General features: G+C 62.1%; 29 protein-coding genes. 12 read left to right on the forward strand and 17 right to left on the reverse strand.

All coding sequences use genetic code 11. The features are described 5' to 3' along the window. Nucleotides 1-22 precede the first annotated feature (22 nt). Complete coding sequence (locus RA25_RS01495) at nucleotides 23-856, forward strand: thymidylate synthase (RefSeq protein WP_039169594.1); 834 nt, start codon at nucleotides 23-25, stop codon at nucleotides 854-856. Nucleotides 857-887: 31 nt separating this feature from the next. Continuing rightward, nucleotides 888-1,367, forward strand: a complete 480-nt coding sequence (locus RA25_RS01500; RefSeq protein ID WP_039169597.1) for a dihydrofolate reductase — start codon at nucleotides 888-890, stop codon at nucleotides 1,365-1,367. A 57-nt stretch (nucleotides 1,368-1,424) separates the two neighbouring features. Here RA25_RS01500 and RA25_RS01505 read toward each other — a convergent pair whose 3' ends face one another. Continuing rightward, the gene (locus tag RA25_RS01505; protein ID WP_019295617.1) at nucleotides 1,425-1,631 is read right to left on the reverse strand and encodes a cold-shock protein; all 207 of its coding nucleotides are present in this window, start codon (nucleotides 1,629-1,631) and stop codon (nucleotides 1,425-1,427) included. A 189-nt stretch (nucleotides 1,632-1,820) separates the two neighbouring features. Here RA25_RS01505 and RA25_RS01510 point away from each other — a divergent pair, with 189 nt between their 5' ends. Continuing rightward, the gene (locus tag RA25_RS01510) at nucleotides 1,821-2,138 is read left to right on the forward strand and encodes an arsenate reductase family protein (protein ID WP_019295616.1); all 318 of its coding nucleotides are present in this window, start codon (nucleotides 1,821-1,823) and stop codon (nucleotides 2,136-2,138) included. A 42-nt stretch (nucleotides 2,139-2,180) separates the two neighbouring features. Further along, nucleotides 2,181-2,549 (forward strand): hypothetical protein, encoded by a 369-nt coding sequence (locus RA25_RS01515; protein WP_039169600.1) that lies wholly within the window; start codon nucleotides 2,181-2,183, stop codon nucleotides 2,547-2,549. A gap of 75 nt (nucleotides 2,550-2,624) precedes the next feature. Here RA25_RS01515 and RA25_RS01520 read toward each other — a convergent pair whose 3' ends face one another. The 5 genes from RA25_RS01520 to thrS form a co-directional block, all read right to left on the reverse strand. After that, a complete protein-coding gene (locus tag RA25_RS01520; protein WP_019295614.1) occupies nucleotides 2,625-3,188 on the reverse strand; it encodes a DoxX family protein in 564 nt (187 codons plus the stop codon). 4 nt (nucleotides 3,189-3,192) lie between these two features. Beyond that, complete coding sequence (locus tag RA25_RS01525; RefSeq protein WP_039169603.1) at nucleotides 3,193-3,948, reverse strand: HvfC/BufC N-terminal domain-containing protein; 756 nt, start codon at nucleotides 3,946-3,948, stop codon at nucleotides 3,193-3,195. Beyond that, nucleotides 3,945-4,799 (reverse strand): MNIO family bufferin maturase, encoded by an 855-nt coding sequence (bufB, locus tag RA25_RS01530; protein WP_039169605.1) that lies wholly within the window; start codon nucleotides 4,797-4,799, stop codon nucleotides 3,945-3,947. Before bufB ends, RA25_RS01525 begins: the two co-directional genes overlap by 4 nt. A gap of 69 nt (nucleotides 4,800-4,868) precedes the next feature. Then, on the reverse strand, nucleotides 4,869-5,174 hold the full coding sequence (locus RA25_RS01535; RefSeq protein ID WP_019295611.1) for a BufA1 family periplasmic bufferin-type metallophore: 306 nt from the start codon (nucleotides 5,172-5,174) through the stop codon (nucleotides 4,869-4,871). 221 nt (nucleotides 5,175-5,395) lie between these two features. Then, nucleotides 5,396-7,342 (reverse strand): threonine--tRNA ligase, encoded by a 1,947-nt coding sequence (gene thrS, locus RA25_RS01540; protein WP_039169607.1) that lies wholly within the window; start codon nucleotides 7,340-7,342, stop codon nucleotides 5,396-5,398. Nucleotides 7,343-7,621: 279 nt separating this feature from the next. Here thrS and RA25_RS01545 point away from each other — a divergent pair, with 279 nt between their 5' ends. Continuing rightward, nucleotides 7,622-7,870, forward strand: a complete 249-nt coding sequence (locus tag RA25_RS01545; RefSeq protein WP_039148803.1) for a hypothetical protein — start codon at nucleotides 7,622-7,624, stop codon at nucleotides 7,868-7,870. 70 nt (nucleotides 7,871-7,940) lie between these two features. On the opposite strand, the gene RA25_RS01550 is transcribed toward RA25_RS01545, so the two are convergent. Further along, a complete protein-coding gene (locus RA25_RS01550) occupies nucleotides 7,941-8,948 on the reverse strand; it encodes an Lnb N-terminal periplasmic domain-containing protein (RefSeq protein ID WP_039169609.1) in 1,008 nt (335 codons plus the stop codon). A 135-nt stretch (nucleotides 8,949-9,083) separates the two neighbouring features. Here RA25_RS01550 and RA25_RS01555 point away from each other — a divergent pair, with 135 nt between their 5' ends. The 4 genes from RA25_RS01555 to RA25_RS01570 all read left to right on the forward strand — a co-directional run bounded on the left by RA25_RS01555 (nucleotide 9,084) and on the right by RA25_RS01570 (nucleotide 12,130). Then, on the forward strand, nucleotides 9,084-9,833 hold the full coding sequence (locus RA25_RS01555) for an alpha/beta hydrolase (RefSeq protein WP_039169612.1): 750 nt from the start codon (nucleotides 9,084-9,086) through the stop codon (nucleotides 9,831-9,833). Then, nucleotides 9,833-10,822, forward strand: a complete 990-nt coding sequence (locus RA25_RS01560) for an alpha/beta hydrolase (protein ID WP_039169614.1) — start codon at nucleotides 9,833-9,835, stop codon at nucleotides 10,820-10,822. The genes RA25_RS01555 and RA25_RS01560 overlap by 1 nt, the downstream gene beginning before the upstream one ends. Next, nucleotides 10,822-11,247: a VOC family protein gene (locus RA25_RS01565; RefSeq protein WP_039169616.1), complete on the forward strand. Its 426-nt coding sequence runs from the start codon at nucleotides 10,822-10,824 to the stop codon at nucleotides 11,245-11,247. Before RA25_RS01560 ends, RA25_RS01565 begins: the two co-directional genes overlap by 1 nt. Nucleotides 11,248-11,368: 121 nt before the next feature. Next, complete coding sequence (locus RA25_RS01570; RefSeq protein ID WP_039169619.1) at nucleotides 11,369-12,130, forward strand: alpha/beta fold hydrolase; 762 nt, start codon at nucleotides 11,369-11,371, stop codon at nucleotides 12,128-12,130. Here RA25_RS01570 and RA25_RS01575 read toward each other — a convergent pair. Continuing rightward, on the reverse strand, nucleotides 12,121-12,693 hold the full coding sequence (locus RA25_RS01575) for a DUF6151 family protein (RefSeq protein WP_039169621.1): 573 nt from the start codon (nucleotides 12,691-12,693) through the stop codon (nucleotides 12,121-12,123). The two genes, RA25_RS01570 and RA25_RS01575, sit on opposite strands and share 10 nt — an antisense overlap. Nucleotides 12,694-12,697: 4 nt before the next feature. Further along, nucleotides 12,698-13,975 (reverse strand): polyhydroxyalkanoate depolymerase, encoded by a 1,278-nt coding sequence (gene phaZ, locus RA25_RS01580; protein WP_019295602.1) that lies wholly within the window; start codon nucleotides 13,973-13,975, stop codon nucleotides 12,698-12,700. Nucleotides 13,976-14,108: 133 nt separating this feature from the next. On the opposite strand from phaZ, the gene RA25_RS01585 reads away from it, so the two are divergent. Together RA25_RS01585 and RA25_RS01590 are read left to right on the forward strand one after the other, a co-directional pair. Then, complete coding sequence (locus RA25_RS01585; protein ID WP_039169623.1) at nucleotides 14,109-15,911, forward strand: PHA/PHB synthase family protein; 1,803 nt, start codon at nucleotides 14,109-14,111, stop codon at nucleotides 15,909-15,911. Nucleotides 15,912-16,043: 132 nt separating this feature from the next. After that, nucleotides 16,044-16,493: a phasin family protein gene (locus tag RA25_RS01590; protein ID WP_019295600.1), complete on the forward strand. Its 450-nt coding sequence runs from the start codon at nucleotides 16,044-16,046 to the stop codon at nucleotides 16,491-16,493. Between the two features lie 97 nt (nucleotides 16,494-16,590). On the opposite strand, the gene RA25_RS01595 is transcribed toward RA25_RS01590, so the two are convergent. Together RA25_RS01595 and RA25_RS01600 are read right to left on the reverse strand one after the other, a co-directional pair. Then, nucleotides 16,591-18,339, reverse strand: coding sequence for an adenylate/guanylate cyclase domain-containing protein (locus RA25_RS01595; RefSeq protein ID WP_082023019.1), 1,749 nt, complete (start codon nucleotides 18,337-18,339; stop codon nucleotides 16,591-16,593). A gap of 115 nt (nucleotides 18,340-18,454) precedes the next feature. Beyond that, entirely contained in the window at nucleotides 18,455-19,324 is an 870-nt protein-coding gene (locus RA25_RS01600; protein ID WP_019295598.1) for an NAD-dependent epimerase/dehydratase family protein, read from the reverse strand. 197 nt (nucleotides 19,325-19,521) lie between these two features. Between RA25_RS01600 and phaR the strand changes: the two genes are divergently transcribed. After that, entirely contained in the window at nucleotides 19,522-20,076 is a 555-nt protein-coding gene (gene phaR, locus RA25_RS01605; RefSeq protein WP_039148783.1) for a polyhydroxyalkanoate synthesis repressor PhaR, read from the forward strand. A 96-nt stretch (nucleotides 20,077-20,172) separates the two neighbouring features. Here phaR and RA25_RS01610 read toward each other — a convergent pair whose 3' ends face one another. The 6 genes from RA25_RS01610 to RA25_RS01635 form a co-directional block, all read right to left on the reverse strand. Continuing rightward, entirely contained in the window at nucleotides 20,173-20,355 is a 183-nt protein-coding gene (locus RA25_RS01610; protein WP_241477343.1) for a hypothetical protein, read from the reverse strand. A gap of 65 nt (nucleotides 20,356-20,420) precedes the next feature. Then, the gene (locus RA25_RS01615) at nucleotides 20,421-20,942 is read right to left on the reverse strand and encodes a hypothetical protein (protein ID WP_241477344.1); all 522 of its coding nucleotides are present in this window, start codon (nucleotides 20,940-20,942) and stop codon (nucleotides 20,421-20,423) included. 93 nt (nucleotides 20,943-21,035) lie between these two features. Then, a complete protein-coding gene (locus RA25_RS01620) occupies nucleotides 21,036-22,241 on the reverse strand; it encodes a DegT/DnrJ/EryC1/StrS family aminotransferase (RefSeq protein WP_039169626.1) in 1,206 nt (401 codons plus the stop codon). 144 nt (nucleotides 22,242-22,385) lie between these two features. Beyond that, nucleotides 22,386-23,696 (reverse strand): NAD(P)/FAD-dependent oxidoreductase, encoded by a 1,311-nt coding sequence (locus RA25_RS01625; protein ID WP_193747954.1) that lies wholly within the window; start codon nucleotides 23,694-23,696, stop codon nucleotides 22,386-22,388. 107 nt (nucleotides 23,697-23,803) lie between these two features. Then, nucleotides 23,804-25,162 carry a glutamine synthetase family protein gene (locus tag RA25_RS01630; RefSeq protein ID WP_039169629.1) on the reverse strand — a complete coding sequence of 453 codons (1,359 nt, stop codon included), beginning with the start codon at nucleotides 25,160-25,162 and terminating at the stop codon, nucleotides 23,804-23,806. Next, nucleotides 25,162-25,842 carry a type 1 glutamine amidotransferase gene (locus tag RA25_RS01635; protein ID WP_039169632.1) on the reverse strand — a complete coding sequence of 227 codons (681 nt, stop codon included), beginning with the start codon at nucleotides 25,840-25,842 and terminating at the stop codon, nucleotides 25,162-25,164. The genes RA25_RS01630 and RA25_RS01635 overlap by 1 nt, the downstream gene beginning before the upstream one ends. Nucleotides 25,843-25,893 lie beyond the last annotated feature (51 nt).

Genomic DNA, 25,893 nt, shown 5'->3' on the forward strand with positions numbered 1-25,893 from the left:
CGGGCAGCGGCAGGGGGCGGAAATGCAGCAGTATCACGATCAGCTACAATTCATTCTGGATCACGGGGTGCCGTCGGACGACCGGACCGGCACCGGAACGCTGTCCTGTTTCGGGATGCAGGCGCGCTATTCCCTGGCGGAGGGCTTTCCGCTGGTGACCACCAAGAAGCTGCATCTGCGCTCCATCATTCATGAGCTGCTGTGGTTCTTGTCCGGCGACACCAACATCCGCTACTTGAAGGAAAACGGGGTGTCGATCTGGGACGAGTGGGCGGATGAGAACGGCGACTTGGGCCCGGTTTACGGCCACCAGTGGCGCCGTTTTCCCAAGCTGGAACTGGCTGAAGGAACCCTGGGGGATGAGCCGCTGTACCGTGCGGGCAGTGTCGACCAGATTTCGGATCTGGTGGAGATGATCCGCAAAAGCCCGGACAGCCGCCGCCTGATCGTGTCGGCCTGGAACCCCGCGGATGTGCCGGACATGGCGCTGCCGCCCTGCCATACGCTGTGGCAGGTGCGGGTTGCAGGCGGCAAGATGCACATGCAGCTCTATCAGCGCTCCGCCGACATGTTCCTGGGCGTGCCGTTCAATATTGCCTCCTATTCGCTGCTGCTGGCCATGCTGGCGCATGTGACCGGTTACGAGGCTGGGGATTTCGTGCACACGATGGGCGACGCGCATATTTACTCCAACCACATGGAGCAGGTGCAGCTGCAGCTCTCGCGCACCCCCAAGCCGCTGCCGCAGCTGCGGATCAAACGGCAGGTGAATTCGATTTTCGACTTCACCTTTGATGACTTTGAAATCCAGAACTATGACCCCGACCCAGTGATCAAGGCGCCGGTGGCGGTCTGACAGGCAAGTAACACGGGCAAGGACAACAGGCATGATTACCCTGATCGCTGCGCGGGCGCGCAACGGTGCCATCGGCAAGGACAATGATATCCCCTGGTTTGCGCCGGAGGATTTGAAGGCGTTTCAGCGCGAGACCCTGGGTGGCGCCATCATCATGGGCCGCAACACCTGGGACAGCCTGCCGGTGAAGCCGCTGAAGAACCGGCTCAATCTGGTGGTGTCCTCCAACCCGCAGGCGGCAGAGATTGTGCTGCCGTCGATCGAGGCGGCGGTGGAAGCATCCTATGCGCAAGGCTACCGGCGCGTCTATGGCATCGGCGGCGAGGGGATCTATCGCGGGATGCTGGACATGGCGGACCGGCTGCTGGTCACCGAGGTCGATCTGACCATCGAGGATGCAGATGCCTATTTCCCGGAGTTTCAGGCAGATAAGTGGTTCAAGGCCGGAGAAACAGTGCTTCGCGACAGCGATCCGGCCTGTGTGATGGTGGAATACCTGCGGCGGTCCTGAGGCCGTTGGCAGTGCCTGCGCCCGGTCAGCACCCGGGCGCAGTGCAGAATTGATAGGCTATACAGCCTTAAGCTCTGCTGCCATTTGCCGGCCATCGCGGCCTTCGGACAGCTCATAGGCGATTTTCATATTGTCGGCGAGGCCGGTCATGCCCGACCGCTCCACCGCTGAAATGTGCACAAACACATCTTTGCCGCCTTCATCGGGTTCAATAAACCCGTACCCTTTGGTGGTGTTGAACCACTTCACGGTGCCGCTTGGCATTTCCCGTGTCTCCTTCTACTTTGCGCGTCGCCCAGGGGCATCCCGGGGCATCCGGCCTGTACCCTGACCGCGAGGGGCAAGGTGAAGCTGGACAACCTAGAGTTTTACACGGGTTGGCCGAAAATCAAGAGAAACCGGATAATTCCACCATAAATTGTGTGAATTCCGGCTGGGGAGAGTGAAGGCAACATGAAAATCTATGGACTCAAGAACTGCGATACCTGCCGTAAGGCGTTGAAAGCGCTTCCGGATTCGAGTCTGGTTGATATCCGCACGGACGGGATGCCGGACGGCCTGCTGGAAGCAGCCCATGCTCAGTTCGGGGTCAAGCTGGTCAATACCCGCTCCACCACTTGGCGGGGGTTAAGCGAAGAAGAACGTGCGGGGGAGCCGCTGGACCTGCTGCGCGCGCATCCGGCACTGATGAAGCGGCCACTGATTGAGCGTAACGGGGAATTATTCCTGGGGTGGGATCAGAACACGAAGGCGGCCCTTGGCGCGGCCTAAGGCGGCGCATATGTCGTTACGGTAGATTTCAGGAGACGTATAATGCGGAATGCAGCCCTTGTTCTGGGGATCATCGCCGGGATTTTCGGCATGGTGGTGGGGTTCTTCGGCTACGGCTACACCGCTGCGGTGGAGCATTTCGGTGAGGTTGAGGGGCTCGCCGAGCAGGTCGAGAACGTCGAGAAATTGCGGCTGCTGGCTGTGTTGTCGCCGCTGCTGGCGATTGCCGGCGGCGCGATGGCGCGGGCGCGGGCCTTGTGGGGCGGTGTCCTGCTGTTGGGATCGGCGGCGGGGATGTATGCGGGCTTTGGCCTCAATGTCTTCACCATCTTCCCGCTTAGCTTTGCTGCGGTGGGCGGCTTGATGGCGCTTGCGGCGGGCAAGCCGGATGAGCCCAAGGCGCATTTCTAATCCTTAGCGGAACCGCATGAAAAAGGCGCCGCTGCCGGGGGCAGGGCGCCTTTTGTTTTTGCCAATTGTTCAGTGTCAGGCGATGGCCGGTTCCATCCGGTTGCGCAGCAGGGCGTCCACAGAGAGCGCTCCGGCGCCTTTGACCACCAGGACCGCCAGCAAGAAGACCCAGAACAGCCGCTGGTCCAGGATCACCGCGTCAGGGAAGCGGTCGAACAGCGCGCCAAGGGTTTTGTCGTCGGTTGCACCGTGGCCGTAGATGTCGGTCAGCGATTGCACGATGACAAAGCCGATCATGCCAAGCGAAGCGAGGCGGGTCAGAAGGCCGATCACGATCAGCAGCGGCAAGATGAACTCGGCGTAGGTGCCGGCCAGCACAACCAGTTTCTGGAATAGCCCGAACTGGGAGACGTCATAGCCGACCGCCTCCAGCTGTTTCGGGAAGATTTGGCTGTAGGCGCCGATCGAAGGGCTGAACAGGCCGAGGATGCCGTCGCCCAGCTTGGTCAGGCCGGAGTTCCAGAAGTAGAGCAGCAGGGTGGAGGCGAAAACAAAGCGCGCTGCCAGCGGCAGCAGCCAGTTGCCGCCCCTTTCCACCTGGCGGAAGACGGCGTCGTGAATGGAGACAAGTGCGTGCATGGATTTACCCTTTGCTGTCCAATCCGGTGATCGCGTGGCCCTGCAACAGCAGGGCCAGCGTGGCACCCAGGTCGAAGGTTTCGTCTGCGGCGGCGGCCTGTTCCAGCGCTTCGCCGATGGTGGCGCCCTTCATCAGGGCGCGGATCCAGAGGGCCCCGCCGAGGGGCAGAGCCTGGGGAATGGGGTCGAATTCAGGACGGGTGACCAGCACGTCCTGGGCCTGCGGCTCAGGCTTGGGCGCGCCGTCTTCGGTGTTGTAGCGCCAGATGGCGTGGACGGGCCAAGGCGAACAGATGACCTGCACTGCGGGCGCAAGCGTCAGCCAAGTGTTCATCAGCTGGTCTGCCGGAAGGGCTCCAAGCGCGTCAGGGGTAATGGGCGCGGCATCGGCAGCATGGTAGGCGCGGCGCAGGGCCAATTCCAGCCGGGCGACATCGCCAAGGTAGCCGAGGTGCTTGAGCTGCTGCATGCCTTCGAGGAACGCAGGGAAATGTTCGCCGTAGAACATCATTAGCGGTGAGGAAGGGGGATGCTGGCGCAGGTAGATGCCTGCCAGCCCGTCCATGTTCTGCTTTCCCAGAAGCTTGGCAATCACCGGAAAGGCGCTGTGCATGGCATCGGTCAGGGAGACGGCCACATTGTTGCGGTAGACGCTGAAGCGGCGCCCGGCGGGCTGGGCCTGATGGTCGATCAGACCGTCCGGCACCGGCTGGCCCGCATCCATCATGGCGCGGGTGAATTCTGTCTGGGTCACACTCATGCCGGAACGCGCTCCAACGCGGTTGCGGCGCGGGCGGCCTCGGCTTCCAGCACGGGCCAGTCCGGTACGTCGTTGTCCCATTCAATCAGCACCGGCTTGGGGCCGGATTTTGCCAGCGTGTAATCCAAGAGCACCCAGACCGGATCCACCACTTCGCGCCCGTGGCTGTCGATCAGCAGCGGGCGGCCGTGGTCGTCCTCATCCTCGTCGTGACCGCCAAGGTGAATCTCACCGACCTTGTCCAGCGGGAAGGCGTCGATGTAGCCCTGGGGCGAGAAATCGAGGTTGGTGGCGGACACAAAGACGTTGTTCACGTCCAGAAGCAGCCCGCAGCCGGTGCGGCGGGAGATTTCGGCCAGGAATTCAGGCTCGGACCAGGTGCTCTCGGCAAAGGCGAGGTAGCTGGAAGGGTTTTCCAGCAGCATCCTGCGGCCAATGGTGTCCTGCAGTTCGTCGATATGATCACAGATCCGCTGCAGGCTGGCATCCGTGTAAGGCAGCGGAAGCAGGTCGTTGTAGAAGTGACTGTCGTGGGTGGACCAGGCCAGATGCTCGGAGAAGCTGGCAGGGTTCAGCCAGCCAACCAGATGCTTGAGCCGGGCGAGGTGGTCCGCATCCAGGGCGCCCTCGCCGCCGATCGACAGGCCGACGCCGTGAACTGACATAGCAAAGCGTTCGGACAGGTGGCGCAGCTGCGCAATTGGACGTCCGCCGTCGCCCATGTAGTTCTCGGCGTGTATTTCCAGCCATTTGACGCTGCCCGGTTCGGCGGTGATCTGGGCGAAATGCTGCGGCTTGTAGCCAACGCCTGGGGCGGCGGGCAGCCTGTCATGTGCAGCAGTGTCAAGCATGGCGGGTCCTGTAGTCCGGGTGCAAAAGGGGCGGGAATTGACACTCCCGCCCCGGAAATCAGGCCGTTCTTATGCCGGCAGATCGCGTTCCAGCGGCTCCAGCGAGCCCTTGCGCTCAGTGCCGTCTGCCATCGCCGGCAGTTCCATGCCTTCGCAGGTGCCGGCATCCACCAGAGTCCAGGCGTTGCCCTGGTAGTCGGTGGTCGAGGTGCCTGCGCAGGTGGTGCCGGGGCCGGCGGCGCAGTCGTTCTGGCCTGCCAGCGAAACGCCGTAGCATTTTTCCTTGGTGGCAGCAGCAGCGGGGATGGTCGAAGCTGCGGTCAGAGCGGCGGCAACGGCGCTGGCAACGGCCAGGGATTTTGCGGTGGTCGACATCTCGTGAATTCCTTTCGGTTTAACATGCGGTGTCGTGTTGACAGGAAAACACTAACCCGGGGCTTTCAGGAAATTAAGTCACGAGGCCGTGTCTCACGTCTGCGTCAGCGTATGTGAGACAGGATTGCAGCGCAAAGAGCTGAAATCGCGGGGTTTTACCGGATTTTGAAACAAAACGGCCCCCGGATGGGGGCCGCTGATGCTGTTTTCGGGACGGAATGTTACAGAAGGTCCGGCGGGGTGGCCTCCACCGCCAGCGACTTTGTAACATTTTCGAGGCTTTCCACCTTGGTCTGCTTTTCGCCAAGGCGGCGGACAGAGACGGTGCGCTCCTCCACCTCGCGGTGGCCGACGGCGAGAATGACCGGAACCTTGCCCACGGAATGCTCGCGGACTTTGTAGTTGATCTTCTCGTTGCGGATGTCAGCCTCGGCGCGCACGCCGGCCTTCTTCAGCTCGGCCACGACCTCTTGCACGTAGTCATCGGCGTCGGAGGTGATCGAGGCGACCACAACCTGGCGCGGCGCCAGCCAGAACGGCAGCTTGCCTGCGTGTTCCTCGATCAGGATGCCGATGAAACGCTCGAAAGAGCCGAGGGTGGCGCGGTGCAGCATGACCGGGCGGTGCTTGGCACCGTCGGCGCCGATATAGGTGGCGTCCAGGCGTTCCGGCAGCACGAAGTCCACCTGGTGGGTGCCGCACTGCCAGTCACGGCCGATGGCATCGGTCAGCACAAACTCCAGCTTGGGGCCATAAAAGGCGCCTTCGCCCGGGTTCAGTTCCGGTTCGATCCCGGCGGCGCGGGTGGCGGACAGAAGCGCGGCCTCTGCCTTGTCCCAGACTTCATCGGACCCGGCGCGTGTGTCCGGGCGGTCGGAGAATTTGACCGAGAACTTCTCGAACCCCAGATCCTTGTAGATCTTCGACAGGAAGTCGATGAATTCCGCGGTTTCGGATTCGATCTGATCCTCGGCGCAGAAGATGTGGCCGTCGTCCTGGGTGAAGCCGCGCACCCGCATGATGCCGTGCAGTGCGCCCGAGGGCTCATACCGGTTGCAGGAGCCAAACTCGGCCATGCGCAGCGGGAGGTCGCGGTAGGACTTGAGGCCCTGGTTGAAGATCTGCACGTGGCAGGGGCAGTTCATCGGCTTCAGAGCGTTCACAGCCTTCTCGCGGGCGTGTTCCTCGTCCACTTCGACGATGAACATGTTCTCCTGGTACTTGTCCCAGTGGCCCGAGGCCTCCCACAGTTTGCGGTCCACGACCTGCGGGGTGTTCACTTCGACATAGCCGCCCTTGCGCTGCTGGCGGCGCATGTAGTCCTGCAGCTGGGTGTAGACGGTCCAACCGTTCGGGTGCCAGAAGATCTGCCCCGGTGCCTCTTCCTGCATGTGAAACAGGTCCATCTCGCGGCCCAGCTTGCGGTGGTCGCGCTTGGCGGCCTCTTCCAGCATGTGGAGGTGCGCCTTCAGCTTTTCCTTGCCGGTGAAGGCAACGCCGTAGATGCGCTGCAGCATCGCGCGGGAGCTGTCGCCGCGCCAGTAGGCGCCGGCAATCGACATCAGCTTGAACGCATCGCCCGGCAGTTGGCCGGTGTGCTGCAGGTGCGGGCCGCGGCAGAGGTCCTGCCAGTCACCGTGCCAGTACATGCGCAGCGGCTCATCGCCCGGGATGCTCTCGATCAGCTCGACCTTATAAGGCTCGTTGTTGTCGGTGTAATGCTGGATCGCGCGGTCGCGTTCCCATACCTCGGTGCGGACCTCATCACGCTTGTTGATGATTTCCTTCATCTTTTTCTCGATGGCGCCGAGGTCTTCGGGGGTGAAGGGGTCTGCGCGGTCGAAGTCGTAGTACCAGCCGTTTTCAATGACCGGGCCGATGGTGACCTTGGTATCGGGCCAGATTTCTTGCACTGCGCGCGCCATCACATGGGCGAGGTCGTGGCGGATCAGCTCATTGGCCTGGACCTCGTCCTTCATGGTGTGAATAGCGATGGTCGCGTCGGCATCAATAGGCCACTGCAGGTCCCAGTGCTGATCGTTGACGGTGGCGGAGATGGCCTTCTTGGCCAGCGAGGTCGAGATGTCAGCGGCCACCTGCGCAGGGGTTACGCCTGCGTCATAGGATCGTGCATTGCCATCGGGGAAAGTGAGAGAGATTTGGGCCATGATCTGGCTGCTCCTCGTCGGTTTGGCGCCCACAGAACGCCCGGTTGCGGGTATGTGTTTGGTCTGCGCGTTTTGCTGCCAATACAGAGGCAAGTCAAGGCGGCTTTGCATGCGGTTGTAATTGCGCAGGAATTTCCGTTTGTGTGCCTGTGCATGCGATTGCACATATATGTATACAGGTAAGCAATTGAAAAATAACAAAAAAACTGTTGTCATGGACGCGGCGCTAGGGCAGGGTGACCGAAACCTGAGACCCAAGGACATACCAGGAGTGTTCCGATGACCCGCCCGAACCCGAACTTTGACCTGACGGTTGAAGATGTGGATCTGATTGAAACCGCGCTGTGCCAGTCACAAAAGATCCTGTCGCACCGCCATCTGTCTTATGAGCATGGCGCGCAGATCGAAGGCGGGGCAAACGCGGAGAAGGCCGTGCAGACCGGGGAGATGCTGAGCCGGATCCGGAACCTGTTGAGCCGCTTGCAGGTTCAGAAGGCCGACGGGACACCTGCCGCTAGTCTGTCCTGATCAGCCGTCAAGCAAGCGAGGGGCCAGCCCCTCGCGCTCCCCGGGGTATTTTAAACCATAAAGATGCCGGTCAGTCCTGTGCGGGCGCCGGCACGCCTTCGCGGATCATGGCGGAGTAGTCGGGACCGACCCCATGCGCCTGCGCGATCGGGGTGATGCTGCCAAGCGCGCGCAGGTCTTCGACGCTGCGGCTTTGATCCAGAACGCCCTGTTCCCAGGCAAATTCCGGCAGGTAGCCATTCGCCAGCACCCGCCAGTCCAGCGGCACGTCCTCCGCGAAGCTGCGGATCAGGGTCATCACTACCGTGGTGCAGTTGGTGGTCAGCGAGTTGTACCACTGGGGCTGTGCTGCCAGGCTGTTGGCGGTCTCGACGTATTTCAGCAGCAGTTCCCGGCCGGTGTCGGGGCTGACGCCGATGCGGAAAAGCTGCACGTCTTCGCCGCGGGCATTGGTGCGGGTCCCGACCAGATCGCGTTCATCCGCGGCGATCAGAACCAGCGTGTTGGATTTGAACAGATCGGCGATGGGGGAGAAACCGCCGCCCAGCTGGCGCCGCACCTCAACCGACCAGGCGATATGCTCGCCGCCCTCAAAGCCGAAGCTGACGATCATATGCGCCATCTGCGGCCCGGCCCAGTAGGACATGAACAGGTCGGTGGATTGCAGCTTGGTCAGATCGTAACTGCGGGATTCCCAGGCCTCGGTGAAGTTTTCCGGTGTGTCCCAGGTGAAATTGCGAACGCCGCTTAGGGTGAGGATGTCGCCCTCGAGCGTGCCGGTCACCTGGCGGGCCACATCGGGCGACCAGTTGCGGTCTGCGGGCGGGGTGAGGGTGGACCACCACAGGATCACCGCAGCCAGTGCCAGAACGAAAGTAGTGAGCGCGCGCAAGGCGCGGCGGCGGAACAGCCCGGCAATGACGGCAAGACCCAAGAGGGCAATGCCGCCCGCCAGCGCACCCCGGCCCAGAGCTTCAAACGGCAGACGGTACCACAGGGCCATAACCGCCCAAACTGTCGCCAGGGCCACCGCAAGGATGGCGGCGCCAGTGAAAACGCCCTTGATGAGTCTGAACATGCCCCCACGGTCCTTCAAAAAAAATTTTGCGGACCATAAGGAAGGCAGCGGGGGAGTTGCAAGCAGGCAGTGCTGCCGCTTGCGGGGCGGGCGGAGCCGTGCCACATCTTGGGAAAAGCACAGGAGAGCAAAGACATGCCAGCCGCATCGTACCTCGAGACCGCCCAGGGCCGCCGGATTGCCTATCACAAGAGCGAGGGGCAGGGGCCGTGCGTGGTGTTCCTGGGCGGGCTGAAGTCGGACATGGAGGGCACCAAAGCGGTGCATCTGGAGGCCTGGGCCAAGGCACGCGGGCAGGCGTTTCTGCGGTTCGACTATTCCGGCCATGGCGAAAGCTCCGGCACGTTCGAGGAAGGTTGCATCGGCGACTGGCACGAGGACACGCTGGAGGCGGTGGCGCAGCTGACTGAGGGGGAGATCGTTCCTGTAGGGTCTTCGATGGGTGGTTGGCAGGCGCTCTTGCTGGCGCGCGAGATGCCGGAGCGGATCAAGGGCCTGGTGACTATCGCCGCAGCGCCGGACTTCACCGAGGACGGCTATTGGGCAAATTTCTCGGAGGCGCAAAAGGCGGAACTCGAGAGCCGCGGTTATGTGGAGCTCCCGAGCGATTATATGGAGCCCTATCACATCTCGAAACGGATGATTGAGGACGGGCGCAAGCGGCTGCTGCTGCGCACGCCGCTGTTCCTGCCCTTCAAGGTGCGCTGCCTGCAGGGAACGGCGGATACGGCGGTGTCCACGGAGACCGCGCTGCGGTTGATGGATCATGCAACCTGCCCGGACATGCGGCTGAACCTGGTGAAAGATGCCGATCACCGCTTCTCGGATGAGGCCTGCCTGAAGATGATTGAGGATGCTGTACTGGACGTTCTGGGCGCCGCCTGATGCGCAGGTTCGGGCGCGCCTTGGGGCGGGGGCTGCTGGCCCTGGCGGTGCCCGTTGCGGCGCTGTGGGCCTTTGGCCCCTATGAGGACGTGGACCTCACTGCCAGTTTTGATGCGCGCAAGTTTGGTGAAGGCGTTCAGGTCTACTTTGAAAGCGTCGAGAGCCGCTACGGCGACATTACGCCGGGTGCGGAAAAGCGCGTGGTTTGGGCTGGGCAGGCAGAGACACGGACGCCGGTCTCGGTCCTCTACATCCATGGGTTTTCCGCGACCTCCGAGGAAATCCGCCCGGTGCCGGACCGGGTGGCTGAAGCCTTGGGCGCCAATCTGGTGTTTACCCGGCTGACCGGCCACGGGCGTTCCGGGGCTGCAATGCTGGAGGCCACGCCCAAGGCCTGGATGCAGGACACGGCAGAGGCGCTGGCGGCGGCGGCACAGGTGGGGAAGCGGGTCGTGGTTATCGCCAATTCCACGGGTGCAACCCTCGCCACGGTGGCGGTGTTGGATGCGGAGTTGTCGCAGAGCATTGATGCAATGGTACTGATGTCGCCGAACTACGGGTTGAACACGGTTTTTGCTCCTCTGCTGACCTGGCCCGCTTCACGCTTCTGGCTGCCGCCGCTGGCCGGGCGCGAGGTAGAGCTGCCGGTGCGCAGCGAAGCCTATGGGCGGTTCTGGACCACGCGGTACCCGTCGCAGGCCGTGCTTCCGATGGCGGCAATGCTGAAAACGGTCAGCAAACTGGACTTCAGTCAAACGGATGTTCCTGCATTGTTCTGGTATTCAGATGGCGATAAGGTGGTGCGGCCTGACATCACTGCGGAGGTTGCCGCAGCCTGGGGTGGTCCGGTTGCGGTGAATCTGGTGCCGCCGGGGGCTGCAGACGATGTGCACGGCCATATTCTGGCCGGAGACATCGTATCGCCCAGCCAGACGCAGGCAACGGTGGATGGGATATTAAGTTGGTTGAACACAAAAGGATTTGAGTAATGGAACAAAGGGTGAGCCTGATTACGCTGGGCGTGCCGGACATGGAGAAGGCCGCCGCCTTTTACGAGGCTCTGGGTTGGAAACGGGCCGAAAGCCCGGATGGCGTCATTGCATTTGATCTGATTTCGCAGACACTGGGTCTCTATCCGCTGGTGGCGCTGGCGGAAGATATCGGCCTGCCGCCTGAGGCTCTGGGAACTGGTGCCATGACGCTGAGCCACAACACCCGCAGCAAGGAAGAGGTGGCACAGCTATTGGCAGCGGCAGAGGACGCCGGTGCGGAGGTGCTGAAGCCTGCGCAGGATGTGTTCTGGGGCGGCCATCACGGGTATTTCCGCAGCCCGGACGGGCATGTCTGGGAAATCGCCTTCAACCCGTTTTCGCCGCTGGCGGAGGATGGTGCGTTCCGCTGGAACGGTTACTGAGCGTGGCAGGGTGGCGGCAGCTTTTCTGTAAATTGCCGCCGCCCCGAGGTTTTTCTTGATCTAAGGGTTTGCCGTCCACAGAGTTGACAAACGGGTGGGAGGCAAACCGCGAGGGCAGGACATGCCTTATGATCAGCAACCGTGCCGCGAACCCCTGGTTTTGCTGCCGGGTATGATGTGCGACGGCCGGATCTTTTACGCTCAGGTCAGGACATTTTCCGGCAGCATGCCGGTGATGGTGCTGCCGCTGGCTGGCGGTGACACGGTAGAGAAGATCGCCGCTCGGATGCTGAGCCATCTGCCGCCGCGCTTTGCGCTGGCGGGGTTTTCCATGGGCGGCATTCTGGCGATGGAACTGGTGCGCCGGGCCCCGGAACGGATCAGCCGGCTGTGCATCATCGGGGCCAGTCCGCTGGCCGAGACACCGGACCAGGCCGCCAGCCGGGAACCGCAGATCGTCGCGGCGCGCGCCGGACGGCTGGAGGATGTGCTGCGCGAGACATTGCCGGCGGAAGCGCTTGCCCCGGGCCCCTTGCGGCTGGAGGTGCACAAGCTGTTCTGCCGGATGGGGATGGAGCTGGGGCCGGAGATGTATGTGGCGCAGGCACGCGCATTGCAGCGGAGGCCGGACCAGCAGGCCGCAATGCGGCGGGTGCATGTGCCTACGCTTGTTCTCGGCGGAGAGCATGACACGATCGTACCCCCGGCCAAGCTGGACCTGCTGGCACAGCTGATCCCGGAGGCGCGGCTGGAAATCCTGCCGGATGCCGGACATTTTCCGGTGCTGGAGCAGCCGGACGCCGTGAACCGGGCATTGCTGCACTGGCTGGCAGAACCGGTTGCCGAACCCGCTGCGGAACCCGCTCTTTACGCTCAGGGATAAAGTTTCGCGCGCTCTGTTTTGCTGATCAGCTGCGGCTCCGCCACCGGTTTTCCGGTCTCCGCATCAAAGAACGGCGTCTCCTTCCACCGGCCGGACAGCCGCGCGGTGATCATCCGGCTGAGGATGCCCCAGGCCATGGCACCTCCGCCCTTGGTGCGGGCTTGCTTGCCGGGGGCGGGGATGAAGGCCCTGGCCCGGATCTTGCCCAGAGCGGATTTGTCCTGGAACAGATCAGAGCGCATGCCGGCAAAGGGCAGGCCGGGTTTGGCCAGCGTATTGGCAAAGGGCGTGCCGCAGCAGGAGGCAAACCAGCGCAACGGCCCGCGGGGGCCGAGGCGGAGCGCCTTCAGATGATCCGCGCCTTGGGTGATGGTGATGGTATCAGGGGCGAGCTGAAAGAGGTCGACCGGGTCCGGGGCCGGGTCGGGCTGGCCGTGGTACAGCTCATTGGCGCGGCAGTCGGCGCAGTAGCAGACAACCCGGGTGCCGGTCTTGATGCCTTGCGCCGCGACTTCACCGCGCAAGGCCCCGCAATTGCAGGAAAACGCCAGCCCCTCCGCCATATATTCAGGCAGCCGTGTTCTTGTTGGCGGGTTTGTGAGCTGCCGGCTTCTTGCGGCTGTTGGCATTCATGAAGTCGATGACCAGCGGGCGGATATTGTTGCGCCAGCTGCGGCCGGCAAAGATGCCATAGTGGCCTGCGCCCGGTTCCACATGGCTGGCCTTCTTCTCTTCCGGCAGACCGGTACAGAGATCCAGCGCGGCGATGCATTGGCCGGGAGCGGAGATGTCGTCCTTGGCGCCTTCGACGGTTTTCACCGCCACATCGGTGATCTTGGAGAAATCAACCTTGTGGCCGTTCACCACGAATTCATTGCGGGCGATCTCACGGTTCTTGAAGATGCGTTCGACGGTGGACAGGTAGAATTCCGCCGTCATGTCCATCACGGCGAGATATTCGTCATAAAACCGGTTGTGGGCATCGTGGTCGGATGCTTCGCCGCGGGACACCCGCTGGATCTGGTCCATGAAGGCCTTGGAGTGGCGTTCACCGTTCATCGACATGAAGGAGGCAAGCTGCAAGAGGCCGGGATAGACCTTGCGGCCCACGCCGGGGTATTTGAAGCCGACGCGCTGGATCATGGTTTCCTCCAGCTGGCCCATGGTGACACGGCGGCCAAAGTCGGTGACTTCGGTCGGGGTGGCGTCCGGGTCCACCGGGCCGCCGATCAGCGTCAGCGAGGAGGGCTGCGCCTTGGGGTCCTGCTCTGCCAGGTAGGCGGTGGCGGCCAGGGTCAGCGGCACCGGCTGGCAGACCGCAACAACATGGATGTCGGGGCCCAGTTCGCGCATGAAATCAACGAGGTAGAGCGTGTAATCCTCGACGTCGAATTTCCCCGCGGAAACAGGGATGTCGCGGGCGTTGTGCCAGTCCGTCACATAGACTTCACAGTTTCTGATCAGACTTTGCACGGTAGAGCGGAGGAGGGTGGCGTAATGGCCGGACATCGGGGCAACAAGCAGCACCTTGCGGGGCTGTTCATCGCGTCCGCTGACCTTGAAATGGATGAGGTCGCCAAAGGGGCGCTCCACCACATTGGCAATTTCAACCACATGGTCCTTGCCGTCTTCGCAGGTGAAGGAGGGAATGCCCCAGTCAGGTTTCACCACCATGCGCTGGTAAGTACGTTCCGTCACTTCGCCCCAGGCGGCCATCCAGCTGAGGGCAGGGTTTGGCAAGGCGGAAAAGACCGGGTAAGATGCCATGGAGAGGGCCGTGGCGCCCAACCATTGGTTGGTGTTCCGGACGGTCTCCATCAGGTCGTAGGTCATCATGTATCGCATGCGCGTCTCCTTCGGGCTTTGCCCCTGCGTCATCGGACCATCAAATCCGGACTATCGGACCAATCGCCGCTTTGCCCTGAAAAATGCAGAAGAGTATTCTGCATAGCAGAAAGCCTATGAGGGATTCTTTTATATGACAACTAGTGACGAATTATCCGCAGCGGCCAATTCTGAGAGTATTGAAAAGCTTAAGGAAAACATGACCCGTGTGGAGGAGCTGAGCAAGCGTCTGGCCGATGTCATGTCCCGGAAGGTGCCGCATAACCCGGCTTTGGACGGTCCGAATCAAGAGCTTTATGCGCGTGCAGCAACTGCCTATTGGGCCGAAGCCATGCAGAACCCGGCCAAGATCCTTGAGCAGCAGGTCGAATACTGGAGCAAGTCTGTGCTGAATTTCGCCGAAGCGCAGAAAGCCCTGGCTGGAAAACCGGAGAGCACGGATGACGGCGGCCCGAAGGACCGCCGTTTTTCGAACCCGCTGTGGGAGAGCAGCCCGTACTTCAGTTTCGTGAAGCAGCAGTACATGACCAACGCAGATGCGATCCGCAAGGCGGTGCAGGATGCGGTGGACCTGGACCGCAAGGACAAGCAGCGGCTGACCTATTTCGCCGATCAGATCATCGAGATGATGGCGCCAACCAATTTCCTGCCCACCAACCCGGACGCGCTGGAAAAGGCGGTGGAAACCGAAGGCCAGTCGCTGATCGACGGGCTGGAGAACCTGGTCACCGATCTGGAAGCCAATAATGGCGAGCTGGTGGTGCGGCTGGCGGATGAGAGCGCCTTTGAGCTGGGCGGCAACATCGCCACCACGCCGGGCGACGTGGTCTACCGCAACCGGATGATGGAGCTGATCCAGTACAAGCCGGTGACCGAGACCGTGCATGAGACGCCGATCGTTTTGTTCCCGCCCTGGATCAACAAGTTCTATATCCTCGACCTCAAGGCGCAGAACAGCCTGATCAAATGGGTGACGGAGCAGGGCTACACCCTGTTTGTGGTCTCCTGGGTCAATGCCGACGCCAGTCATGCCGACGTGGGGATGGAGGATTACATTCAGGAGGGCTTCCTGACCGCAATCGAGACCGCCAAGGAGATCTGTAAGACCGATCAGGTCAATGCAGTGGGCTATTGCATTGCCGGCACCACGCTGAGCCTGACGCTGTCGCTCTTGAAGCAGCGCGGTGACAAGTCGGTGAAATCGGCCACCTTCTTTACCACGCTGACGGACTTCGGCGATCAGGGCGAGTTCACGCCGTTCCTGCAGAACGATTTCGTCGACGGGATCGAGGCGCAGGTGGAGGAAGAAGGGCTGCTGCGGTCCTGGGTGATTGCGCGCACCATGTCGTTCCTGCGTTCCAAGGACCTGATCTACGGCCCGGCTGTGAAAAGCTACATGATGGGCGAGACGCCGCCTGCATTCGATCTGCTTTACTGGAACGGCGACGGTGCCAATCTGCCGGGCCGGATGGCGGTGCAGTATCTGCGGGGCCTCTGCCAGAACAACGAGTTTGTTGGCGACGGGTTCGAGCTGATGGGCCACAAACTGCATATCAAGGACGTGGATGTGCCGCTGATGGCGATCACCTGCGAAACCGACCACATCGCCCGCTGGAAGGACTGCTATGCCGGCGTGCAGCTGATGGGGTCGCGCAGCAAGAATTTCATCGTGTCGGAGTCCGGCCATATCGCTGGCATCGTCAATCCGCCCAGCAAGAAGAAATACGGCCACTACACCAATGACGATCTGAAGGGGGATCAGGAGGCCTGGATGGAAGGCGCGGATTACCACGAGGGCTCCTGGTGGCCGCGCTGGAACGATTGGCTCAAGAAGCGCGCAGGCAAGCAGGTTCCCGCCCGCGAGGTGGGGGATTCGGGCTTCCCTTCTTTGATGCCGGCCCCGGGATCCTATGTGAAGGTGAAAGCAAACCGTTGATTTTGCAGGTGCAGAAAACTTTTTTCTGCACCGCAGCAAAAATCTCTTGAAATGCTGCGGTGCGGCACGCATATTCCCCTCATGCTAAGAGCGCAGGATGGTCCTGCTGCAGCTTTCTGAGGAATTAGAACTATGGCAAAGACCCAAGACTTCACCGCGATGATGAAAGACTTCATGGGCGCCTTCCCGGTCGACACCAAAGCGATGGAAGACGCATTCAAGAACACCGCAGCTCTGAACGAGAAGCTGTCCGCTGTTGCACTGGACGCCGCCGGCAAATCCGCCGAGATCTCCAACAAGTGGACCAAAGAAACCATCGCCAAGCTGAGCGACGTTTCCAAGGTTCAGGCTGACCCGGCAGACTATGCCAAGGCCGCAACCGATTTCGCGTCCGCTTCCGCTGAAGTGGCTGCCGAAAACATGGCTGCCTTTGCTGAAGTTGCAAAGAAAGTCCAGATGGACACCGTCGAACTGATGATGGCGGCCGGCAAAGACGCAACCGAAGAAGCAACCGCTGCCGTGAAAAAGGCCACCGAAGAGGTGACCTCTGCAGCGAAGAAAGCTTCGGCAGCTGCCAAGTAAGAACGACCACGATCCGGCCCTCGCTCTCCTCCCTGACGGAGCCGGATTGTGAAGAAGGGCAGGCCGCAAGGCCTGTCCTTTTGCGTTTTAGGGGAGGTCAGTCCGGCAGCCCGGCGCGGCGCAGCCCGTCGCAGTAATGCTCCAGGTCTTCTTCCTTGGCAAAGGGCAGCGTGCTGCGGATGCGGCTGACAGAGAACCCGGGCTCCAGCTGCAGGATGCGCCCGCATTCCTGGGCTGCGGCGGTACGGTCACCCAGCTGGCCGTAACAGGCTGCCAGATGGCGGCGCGGTGCCGGGAACCCCGGAAACAGGCCGACCGCCTTGTTCACCTCTGAGATGCCCGGCTGGTATTCCCGGCACATGTATAGCGCCAGCCCTTTGAACCAATGAAAATAGGTCGGATGGAACGGGTTGCGTGCTGTGGCTTCATCCAGCTCGGCAAGCGCCTTTTCCGGCATGCCCTGATAAACCAGGGACAAACCGCGGAAGGCCATGGCGTCGGTGTCATTCGGATTAAGCGCCAGCGCACGCTGGAAATGATCCTCTGCCAGTGAAAACTCACCCTTGAACAGGTGCATGACCGCGAGACGCCGCTGGGCAACGCTGTCCAGCGGGTCGATGCGCGCTGCACGGCGCAGCAGCGGGAAGGCCCGGTCGAGGGTTTCCGCGGGTGACTTACCCCAGCCGCTCATCCATTCCACCAGATAGGTCAGAGCGAGCCCTGAACAGGCTGTGGCATTTCCGGGATCGGAGTCGCTGGCCTGCTGATACAGGCTGCGGCACTGCATCAGCGCATCGCGGGTATCCAGGATCAGCGCCTTGGCTCTGAGAACAAGCTCCCGCGCGGTCAGGGGAGTGCTTGCTGCGGCAATTGCAGCCGACCTCCGCTTTGCGGTGGCCTGCAGCTGTCCGGCAAGAGTTTGGGTGATCTGCCGGGCCAGCGCGTCCTGCTGGGTGATATCCGCACCAGCTGCCAAGTGGTATTGTTCGCTGAGCAGAGTGCTGCCGCTGATGCCATCCGCCAGCGAGACCGCAACCCGCAGTTTGCCAGGAAGCTGCCGCACGGTGCCCTCAGCCAGATAGCGCACGCCCAGTTCAACAGCGGCGAGGGAGGTCTCCGAGGCACTGCTGGCACAACGCAGAGCGGTAGTGCGGGAGATCACCCGCAGTTCGCGGAACCTGGAAAGGCCGATTGTGATATCTTCGGTCAGCGAGTCCGCCAGGCTGCTGGCGCTGTCTGCGGCAGCGGGTTTGCCGGCAAACGGCAGCACCGCAACGGAGATTTCATAGGCCGGGCCTTCGGGATCCAGCTGCGGCATGGTGTTTTCGGCAATGCGGAAGATCCGCACCGGATCGGAGATATTGCGGATGACCTGCAGGCCAAGATCGTCGAAGGCAGCGTTGATCCGGCCGCGGACCTGTTCTTGCACAGTGCCCGAAACGCAGATTTCGCCAGGACCTGCAAGGCTTTCAAGCCGGGCTGCAATATTGACGCAGTTTCCGAACAGGTCGTCACCGGCAGAGATGACATTCCCGGTGTGGATCCCCATCCGCAAGGCTAGACGCGGATGCCCAAGGCTGGTGCCCTGGCTTGCGGTTTTCTTGGAGATCAACAAGGCAGCCTTCACGGCTTGCAAGGAGGAAGGGAACTCCAGCAGAAAGCCGTCCCCCAGTGTTTTGACAAGCTGGCCCGAATACTGAAGCGCTGCGGGCACGATGACCTTGTCGGCCAGTTTACGCACCGCGGAAACGGCCTCGGTTTCTCCGGTTTCCACCATCGCGGAAAAACCGGCCACGTCAGCGATCAGTATGGCAGCTTGTCTCTGTCTGTCCCCTTGGTCAGCCATATTCCCCGCCACCACAGACTCAAAGACCTGACCTTTATTATATCATATTGAGAGTTTTTTGCGGGAATTTAGATGCAAATAATATGATATTTCTTCAATGGGTTCCGGCCTGTCTTCAAAACTGCGCAGTGTGGAAGCTGGAATACCGGGGCTGCCAGCCGGTCAGGCGGCGCAGCTTTTCGGATCCCATCTGCTGGTCCAGCGTGGGGCCTTCCGCCCAGCTGCCGTATTTGCACAGGACATGTTTCAGACTGCGTACCACATAACCGCCATCATGGCCGCGGCGGCGGGCGATTTCACGGGTGATCTCGGCAACCGGAACGCCATCCTGGGCACTGGCGTTGAAGTGACCGCTGAGGTCCGGGTTTTCCAGCAGCAGCCGGTAGGCGCGGGCAAGGTCCTCGCGTTGGATCAGTGGCCAGCGGGTGGAGATGCTGCCCCAGATCTCGAACGGCTTGGCTGTGCTGGCGGCCTCCAGGTAGCGGGAGAATGCGCCGCCGTCCTCGTGATAGACCAGCGCCGGATGGATCACCGCGGCTGAGACGTCCGGGGAGGTCAGCACCAGGCGGGCGTTCTCTTGCATCCAGGCAAAGGGTTTAATCGGGCGCATTGGGCTGGTCTCATCCGCGATCTGACTGCCTGTGGCGCCATAAAGCCAGCAGCCGCCGGTGTAGATCATCCGCAGCGGCTGCGGGCGCAAGGCGGCTTGCCGCAGGATTGCGTTGATGGCGGCTGTATCGGCCTGGCCCATGTCTTCGTCGAAGGTGGCGGCCAGCTGGATCAGCCCGTCGGTGCGGGCCGCCTCGCGGACCCAGGCGCCAGGGGTGCGCAGGTCGCCGCGCAGGGGGCGGGCGCCCATCCTTTCCAGTTTGCGGTCCGACAGCTCCGACCGGCTGAGACCGGTCACATCATGACCGTGGCGGATCAGTTCTTGGGTAACGGCGGTGCCTATGGATCCCGTGCCGCCGAGGATCAGGACTTTCATTTCTGTATTCTCTCCCGCTTCGGATTCTGGTGCGGGATCACTCATAAAAGCTCAAGCCAGGTTCAGGTCAAGCGCTTTGAATGCAGCTGCAGCAGGGCTGTACAGAACAATTGTTGCGGAAAACACGCCAAGGCTTCCCTTTTGTTCTGCGCTGGCATAGGCTTCGCTGCAATGCGTCATGACCGGGGAGGGATCACATGGCAGAACAGGACAAACCCTTGCTGATCAAACGGTATGCGAGCCGGCGGCTCTATAACACCGAGACCAGCGATTACGTCACGCTGGAGGATATCGCGGGGTTCATCCGGGAAGGCCGCGAAGTGCAGATCGTCGATCTGAAGACTGGCGATGACCTGACTCGCCAGTATCTCCTGCAGATCATCGCCGAGCATGAAAGCCGCGGCGAGAATGTTCTGCCGGTCAATGTGCTCAACGACCTGGTGCGCAGCTACATGGTGCCGGGCGGCGGGGTGATGCCGCAGTTCCTGCAGACCTCCTTTGACATGCTGCGAGAAAGCCAGTCGAAAATGGTGGAGAACATGACCGCGATGAACCCGATGTCCAAGATGCCCGGGTTCGAGGCGATGAAGGCGCAGCAGGAGGCGTTCCTGAAGGCAATGACCGGCGGTTTCGGTGCTGCGGGCTGGACCGGCGGTGCTGAGGAAGAGAAGTCCGACAGCAGCGGCGAAGATCTGGACGACATCAAGAAACAGCTGGCAGCGCTGCAGGATAAACTGTCGAAGATGAAATGAGGCGCAGCGCCCAGCGCTGAAAGCACAGCCTAAAGATAAGCCCCCTGTCCGGTTCGGCGGGGGCTTTTTCAACGGACAGGTACATGCGAGTGCGGATCAGGAGCCGGCCTCGACCTTCAGCACGTTGTGCAACCGGTGATAGGGAGCGTTCTGGACGATCTTGTCCAGGTCCTTTGCCTCCGCTGCGGGGCGCGCGCGCATGAAAAGATAGGCGCTGGCACCAAAAGACAGGGCGCAGGCGCCGACGATCGTGCTGACGATGACAGTCTCAAGTCCCATGGCTTCAAACATGCGTTTCTCCGTTTGCACTGCCAATATAGGGCAGGAAAGCTGAAAATTCCATATCACTTCCCCTCCTTCTTCAGTTTGCCTGCTTCCAGCACGTGGCGGGCCAGGGTCTCGGCGCTTTCCCGCTCCTGCGCTCGGCGGCGCATTTTCACCCTTCCTCCGATGCGGGAGGCGGTGGCAAAAACAAATCCTGAAAAAGACAGCAGGGTGAGGCCAAAGGCCAGCCCGCCGGTCACCGTGTCTGCAATCGTGGCGCCAAAGCTTGCCAGCAGCGCGCCGGCGGCCAGACGCTGCGCCCATTGGCCGATAACCTGATCCGCGTCGCGGGCCTGGGCTTCCGCCTCTGCCGCCTCGGTGGCAAAGGCGGTCAGCAGGTCGGCCACGGCCAGGCCGCAGTCCGGGTCGTTGGACGCACGGAGCGCGGCGAGCAGCGCCGCCCGTTCCGCGCGGTCCGATACAACCGCGCCAATGATCTGGCGCAGCTCATCACCGGGGACTGCATCGCCCATGCTCAGGGAGTTTGCCATCGCCACCAGCGCGGTGGCCGGGCGCCGTTTGAATTTCAATGGGCCTTTCATGAGCGGCACCGTGGACGGCACAAGCCTGGATTGCAATCGCGAAAAGCCCCGGCGCGGAGGCCGGGGCTGGTATTCGCTAAAGCACTGATATTCTCAGGCGGCAGCCTTGCCCATGGTCTCTTCTGCGGCGGCCAGCAGGATGCCGGCAATCACGTCCAGCTCCGCCCGGGTCAGCCGCACCGGCAGGCGCACGTCGCAGGCCTTCATCAGCATGTCACGGGTCTGGGGCAGCTCAGGGACATTGCCCAGGAACTGCCAGTTCCAGAAGGCGCGGGCGTTGTCGGAGGACAGGCCGAAGACCTGGACCTTGACGCCCTTGGCCTCTGCTGCGGCGGCAAAGGCGCGGGTCTGTGCCTCGCTGAGATCCACCAGGTTGAACTGGATTGAATCCGGCGCCCGGCGCTCCGGCCCCAGCGGTGCGGGCACGTCAAAGAAGGGGGAGGCGTTCAACCGCTCCGCCACGTAGTCGTGGTTGGCGAGGCCGTCGCGCACCCGGCGGGCCAGTTCCGGCAGCTGCGGGCGGATCACTGCGGCAGAGAGGTTGCTCATCCGCAGGTTATAGAGCGGCAGCTGGTTTTGCCACTTGGCAAAGGCTTGTTCCAGGTCCGGGGTGTTTTCGCCGTGCGGGCCTTTGTGCTTTTTCCAGTTGTGCTCATAAGCACCGGACATGATCACGGCGCGGGCAACCAGGTCGGCGTCGTCGGTGATCAGGATGCCGCCTTCGCCGGCGTTGACCATCTTGTAGGACTGGAAGGAGAAGCAGCCCACCTTGCCGATGGTGCCTATGTTCCGGCCGTTCCAAGTGGTGCCCAGCGAATGGGCGGCGTCCTCGACCACCGGTATGCCGCGGGCATCGCATAGCGCCATGATCGCATCCATGTCGGAGGTATGGCCGCGCATATGGCTGATGATCACCGCCTGCACGCTGTCCAGCTTGGCCTCGAAATCGGCCATGTCGATTCGGTAGTTGTCAGCCACTTCACACAGCACCGGCACGCAGTCGGCATGCACGACGGAGGAGGGCACGGCAGCAAAGGTGAAGGCTGGAATCAGAACGCGGGCGTCGCGGGGCAGGCCAAGCGCCTTCAAAGACAAGAACAGAGCCGCCGAACAGGAAGACACCGCCAGCGCATATTTGCAGCCCAGAAGATCCGCATATTCCTGTTCCAGCAGCGTGACCGGCGCATCCTGGGGCGCGGTGTAGCGGAACAGGTCGCCTGATTGCATCAGGGCATCGATGGCGTCGCGGGCGGCTGCGGGAATGGGTTCAGCGTCATGAACGTTGGGCGGCAGAGCCATATTTCAAAATCCTGAATTGCTTCTTTGGGAAATCTAAAACTAACTTTCCGGGAAGCCAAGGCCGGACGCAGCGGAATCTGCTGCGCCCGGCAAAATTTCACAGAATTGTTGCGGAGTTGCGCGGAATCCGGCTCAGGCCGCTGTTCAGACGCCCAGCCGGTCGCGCATGGCAAACCAGGTCATCGCCAGCACCAGCAGCGGCGAGCGCATCCGCGGCCCGCCGGGGAAGCGCGGGGCAGGGACGCGGGCCAGGGTATCAAACCCTTCGGCCTGTCCCTGAATCGCCTGTGCCATCAACTGGCCCGCATGGGTGGCGGTGCCGACACCGTGGCCCGAGTAGCCGGAGGCTGTCAGCACATTGGGCGCCAGCCGTGCCAGATAAGGCATCCGCTTCATGGTGATGCCCAGGGTGCCGCCCCAGGCATAGTCGATCTGCACATCCTTCAGATGCGGGAAGATCTCCGCCATCGGCTTGCGGACGGTGGCGGAGATGTCTGCCGGGAACCGGTAGCCATAGCTTTCGCCGCCGCCGAACAGCAGCCGCTTGTCATGGCTGAGGCGGAAGTAGTTCACCACGAACTTGGTGTCAGCGACCGCCACGTCGCGGGCCAGAACACGGGCGGCGTCATCGCCCAGCGGTTCGGTCGCCACCACGAAGTTGTTGATCGGCATAACCCGTGCAGCGACCTGGCCGTTTAGCCCGCCGAGATAACCGTTGCAGGCCAGGATCAGGTGATCTGCTGTCACAGTGCCGCCCACGGTGCGGATGCGCAGCTGGCTGCCTTCCTGAATGTCCAGAACTTCGCTGCCTTCGTGGATGACAGCTCCTGCAGTTGCGGCTGCGCGGGCAAGACCCAGAACGTAGGCCAGCGGGTGCAGATGGCCCGCACCCATATCGAGAGAGCCGCCAACGTAGGCGGGTGACGGGCAGAGCGCCTGCATCGCGTCGCGGTCCAGCAGTTCGATCTGATCATACCCGTAGCGGTTTTGCAGATGTTCCGCGTAGGCGTGCTCATGCGCCGTTTCGCCATTGGAGAAACAGGCGTGCGCGACGCCGGGCTTCAGGTGGCAGTCGATGCCGTGGCGGGCCACCAGATCCTTCACCAGATCCTTGGCACCTTCGGCCAGATCCCAGAGCTTGCGGGCATCATCCAAACCGACCAGCTTTTCCAGCCCGTCCTGCTCCATCCGCTGGCCGCTGCCGAGCTGGCCGCCGTTGCGGCCCGAAGCGCCAAAGCCCACCCGCTGCGCTTCCAGCAGAACAACGGACAGGCCGGCCTCTGCCAGATGCAGGGCTGCTGACAGGCCCGTGTAGCCGCCGCCGACGATACAGACGTCCGCCTTTACATCGCTGTCCAGCGCGGGAAAGCGCTCCAGCGGCGCGGCGGTGGCCGCATACCAGCTGCTTGGATACTCGCCTTTGCGGTCATTGGAATAGAGCAGGTTCATCGCCATCCCGCACCTCACCTGTTGGCGGGATTTCCCGGAAGGGATCCCGCTGTTCTTCTTTCCCCAAATACTCAATTGCACAGGCGCTGCACCGCGGTGCAGCGCCTGCGGCTTCAGACGTTCATCAGCAGATGCTCGCGCTCCCAGGGGGAGATGACCTGCAGGAACTCCTCATACTCCGCGCGCTTCACGATGGAGTAGACGCGGGCAAAGTCCGGGCCCAGCACCTCGTGCAGCTCCTTGGCCTCGTCGAACAGGTCAAGCGCCTGACCCATCACCTGAGGGATATCGCCTTCGCCCTCATAGGCGTCGCCCTTGAACTGCTTGCGCGGGCGTTCCTCGTTGACCAGGCCGAGATAGCCGCAGGCCAGCGACAGGGCGATGCCCAGGTAGGGGTTGCAGTCCATGCCGGCGATGCGGTTTTCCACCCGCCGCGCTTCCGGCCCCGACAGCGGCACGCGGATGCCGGTGGTGCGGTTGTCGCGCGCCCATTCCAGATTGATCGGCGCGGCGTGGTCTTTCACGTAGCGGCGGTAGGAATTCACATAGGGCGCCATCACGGCAATGCCTGCAGGCAGATGGTTTTGCAGCCCGGCGATGAAGTTGTAGAACGCGTCCGTCTCGCCGCCCTGCGGGCCGGAGAAGATGTTCTGGCCGGTCTCCACATCCAGGATCGAATGGTGGATATGCATGGCAGAACCGGGCTCATTCTCGATCGGCTTGGCCATGAAGGTGGCAAAGCAGTCGTGGCGCAGCGCAGCCTCGCGGATCAGCCGTTTGAAGTAGAACACCTCGTCCGCCAGCTTCACCGGGTCGCCGTGGCGCAGGTTGATTTCCAGTTGGCCGGCGCCGCCCTCCTGGGTGATACCGTCGATCTCAAAGCCCTGATGCTCGGCGAAGTCATAGATGTCGTCGATCACCGGGCCAAACTCGTCCACTGCAGTCATCGAATAGGCCTGACGCGCCGCAGCCGGGCGGCCGGAGCGGCCCATCATCGGCTCGATCTCCTTGGCCGGGTCGATGTTGCGGGCGACCAGGAAAAATTCCATCTCAGGTGCCACAACCGGCTTCCAGCCCTTATCGCGGTAAAGCTGCACCACGCGCTTGAGCACGTTGCGCGGGCTGTAGGGGATCGGCTGATCATGCCGGTCGTAGGCGTCGTGGATCACCTGCAGGGTCCAGTCGCCGGTCCAGGGCGCAGCTGTGGCCGTGGACATATCCGGCCTCAGGGTCATGTCCTTTTCGATCCAGCCGTCCTCGTCCGCGGCATCCGCCCAGTCCCCGGTGATGGTCTGGTAAAAGATGCTGTCGGGCAGATGGAAATAGTCGGTCTTTGCGAACTTCGATGCCGGTACCGCCTTGCCACGGGCGATACCGGGAAGGTCCGAGATAACGCATTCGACTTCGTCGAGACGACGCCCCTCCAGATAGGCTTTTGCTGCTTCGGGAAGGGTGTCGAGCCAGGCTGACATTAGGTCCTCTCTTTCCTGTAAAAATCTGCGAGGAGGGTTGCGATATCTTGGTTGTCTACGGGGGTGTCCAGCTCGGCGGCTGCACGATCCAGAAGGTCGTCAGGCACCACGCCGCGGCCGCGTTTATCAATCAGGCCGCCAACGAAGGCGTTGGGGAATTCGGGGTGGGGCTGCCAGGAGATGATGTGATCGCCATAGGCAAGGATGCCATTGCGGCAGAACTCATTGCCGCCCAGCACCCGCGCGTCTTCGGGCCGCTTCACCACCTGGTCCTGATGCCAGGCGTTCAGGGTCAGGTCCTTGCCGTCCACCTGATAGGTGACCGGGCCGACGGCCCAGCCGCCCTCGAACTTCTCGACCTTGCCGCCAAGCGCCTGGGCGATGATCTGATGGCCGAAGCAGATGCCCGCCAGCGGCTGCTTGCGCGCATGGATGGCACGGATCAGATCCTCCAGCGGCGGGATCCACGCGTGGTCCTCATAGGCGCCATGCTTGGAGCCGGTGATCAGCCAGGCGTCGGCGTCCTGAGGGCCGTCCGGCAGAATGCCGTCCACCACCGCCCAAGTCTGAAACTCAAATCCGTTGCCGTCCAGCATTTCGCGGAACATGGCGTCGTAATCGCCGAAGTCTCCGAACAGGTCTTCGGGGGAGTGGCCGGTTTGCAGGATGCCGATTTTCATGAGTCACCAAATTTGATCAAATTGAGCCTAGCCGAGGATGCCGGGGCGGGC

It is taken from the genome of Leisingera sp. ANG-S5 (genome assembly GCF_000813925.1).
In the GTDB taxonomy this organism is placed as follows: Bacteria; Pseudomonadota; Alphaproteobacteria; order Rhodobacterales; family Rhodobacteraceae; genus Leisingera.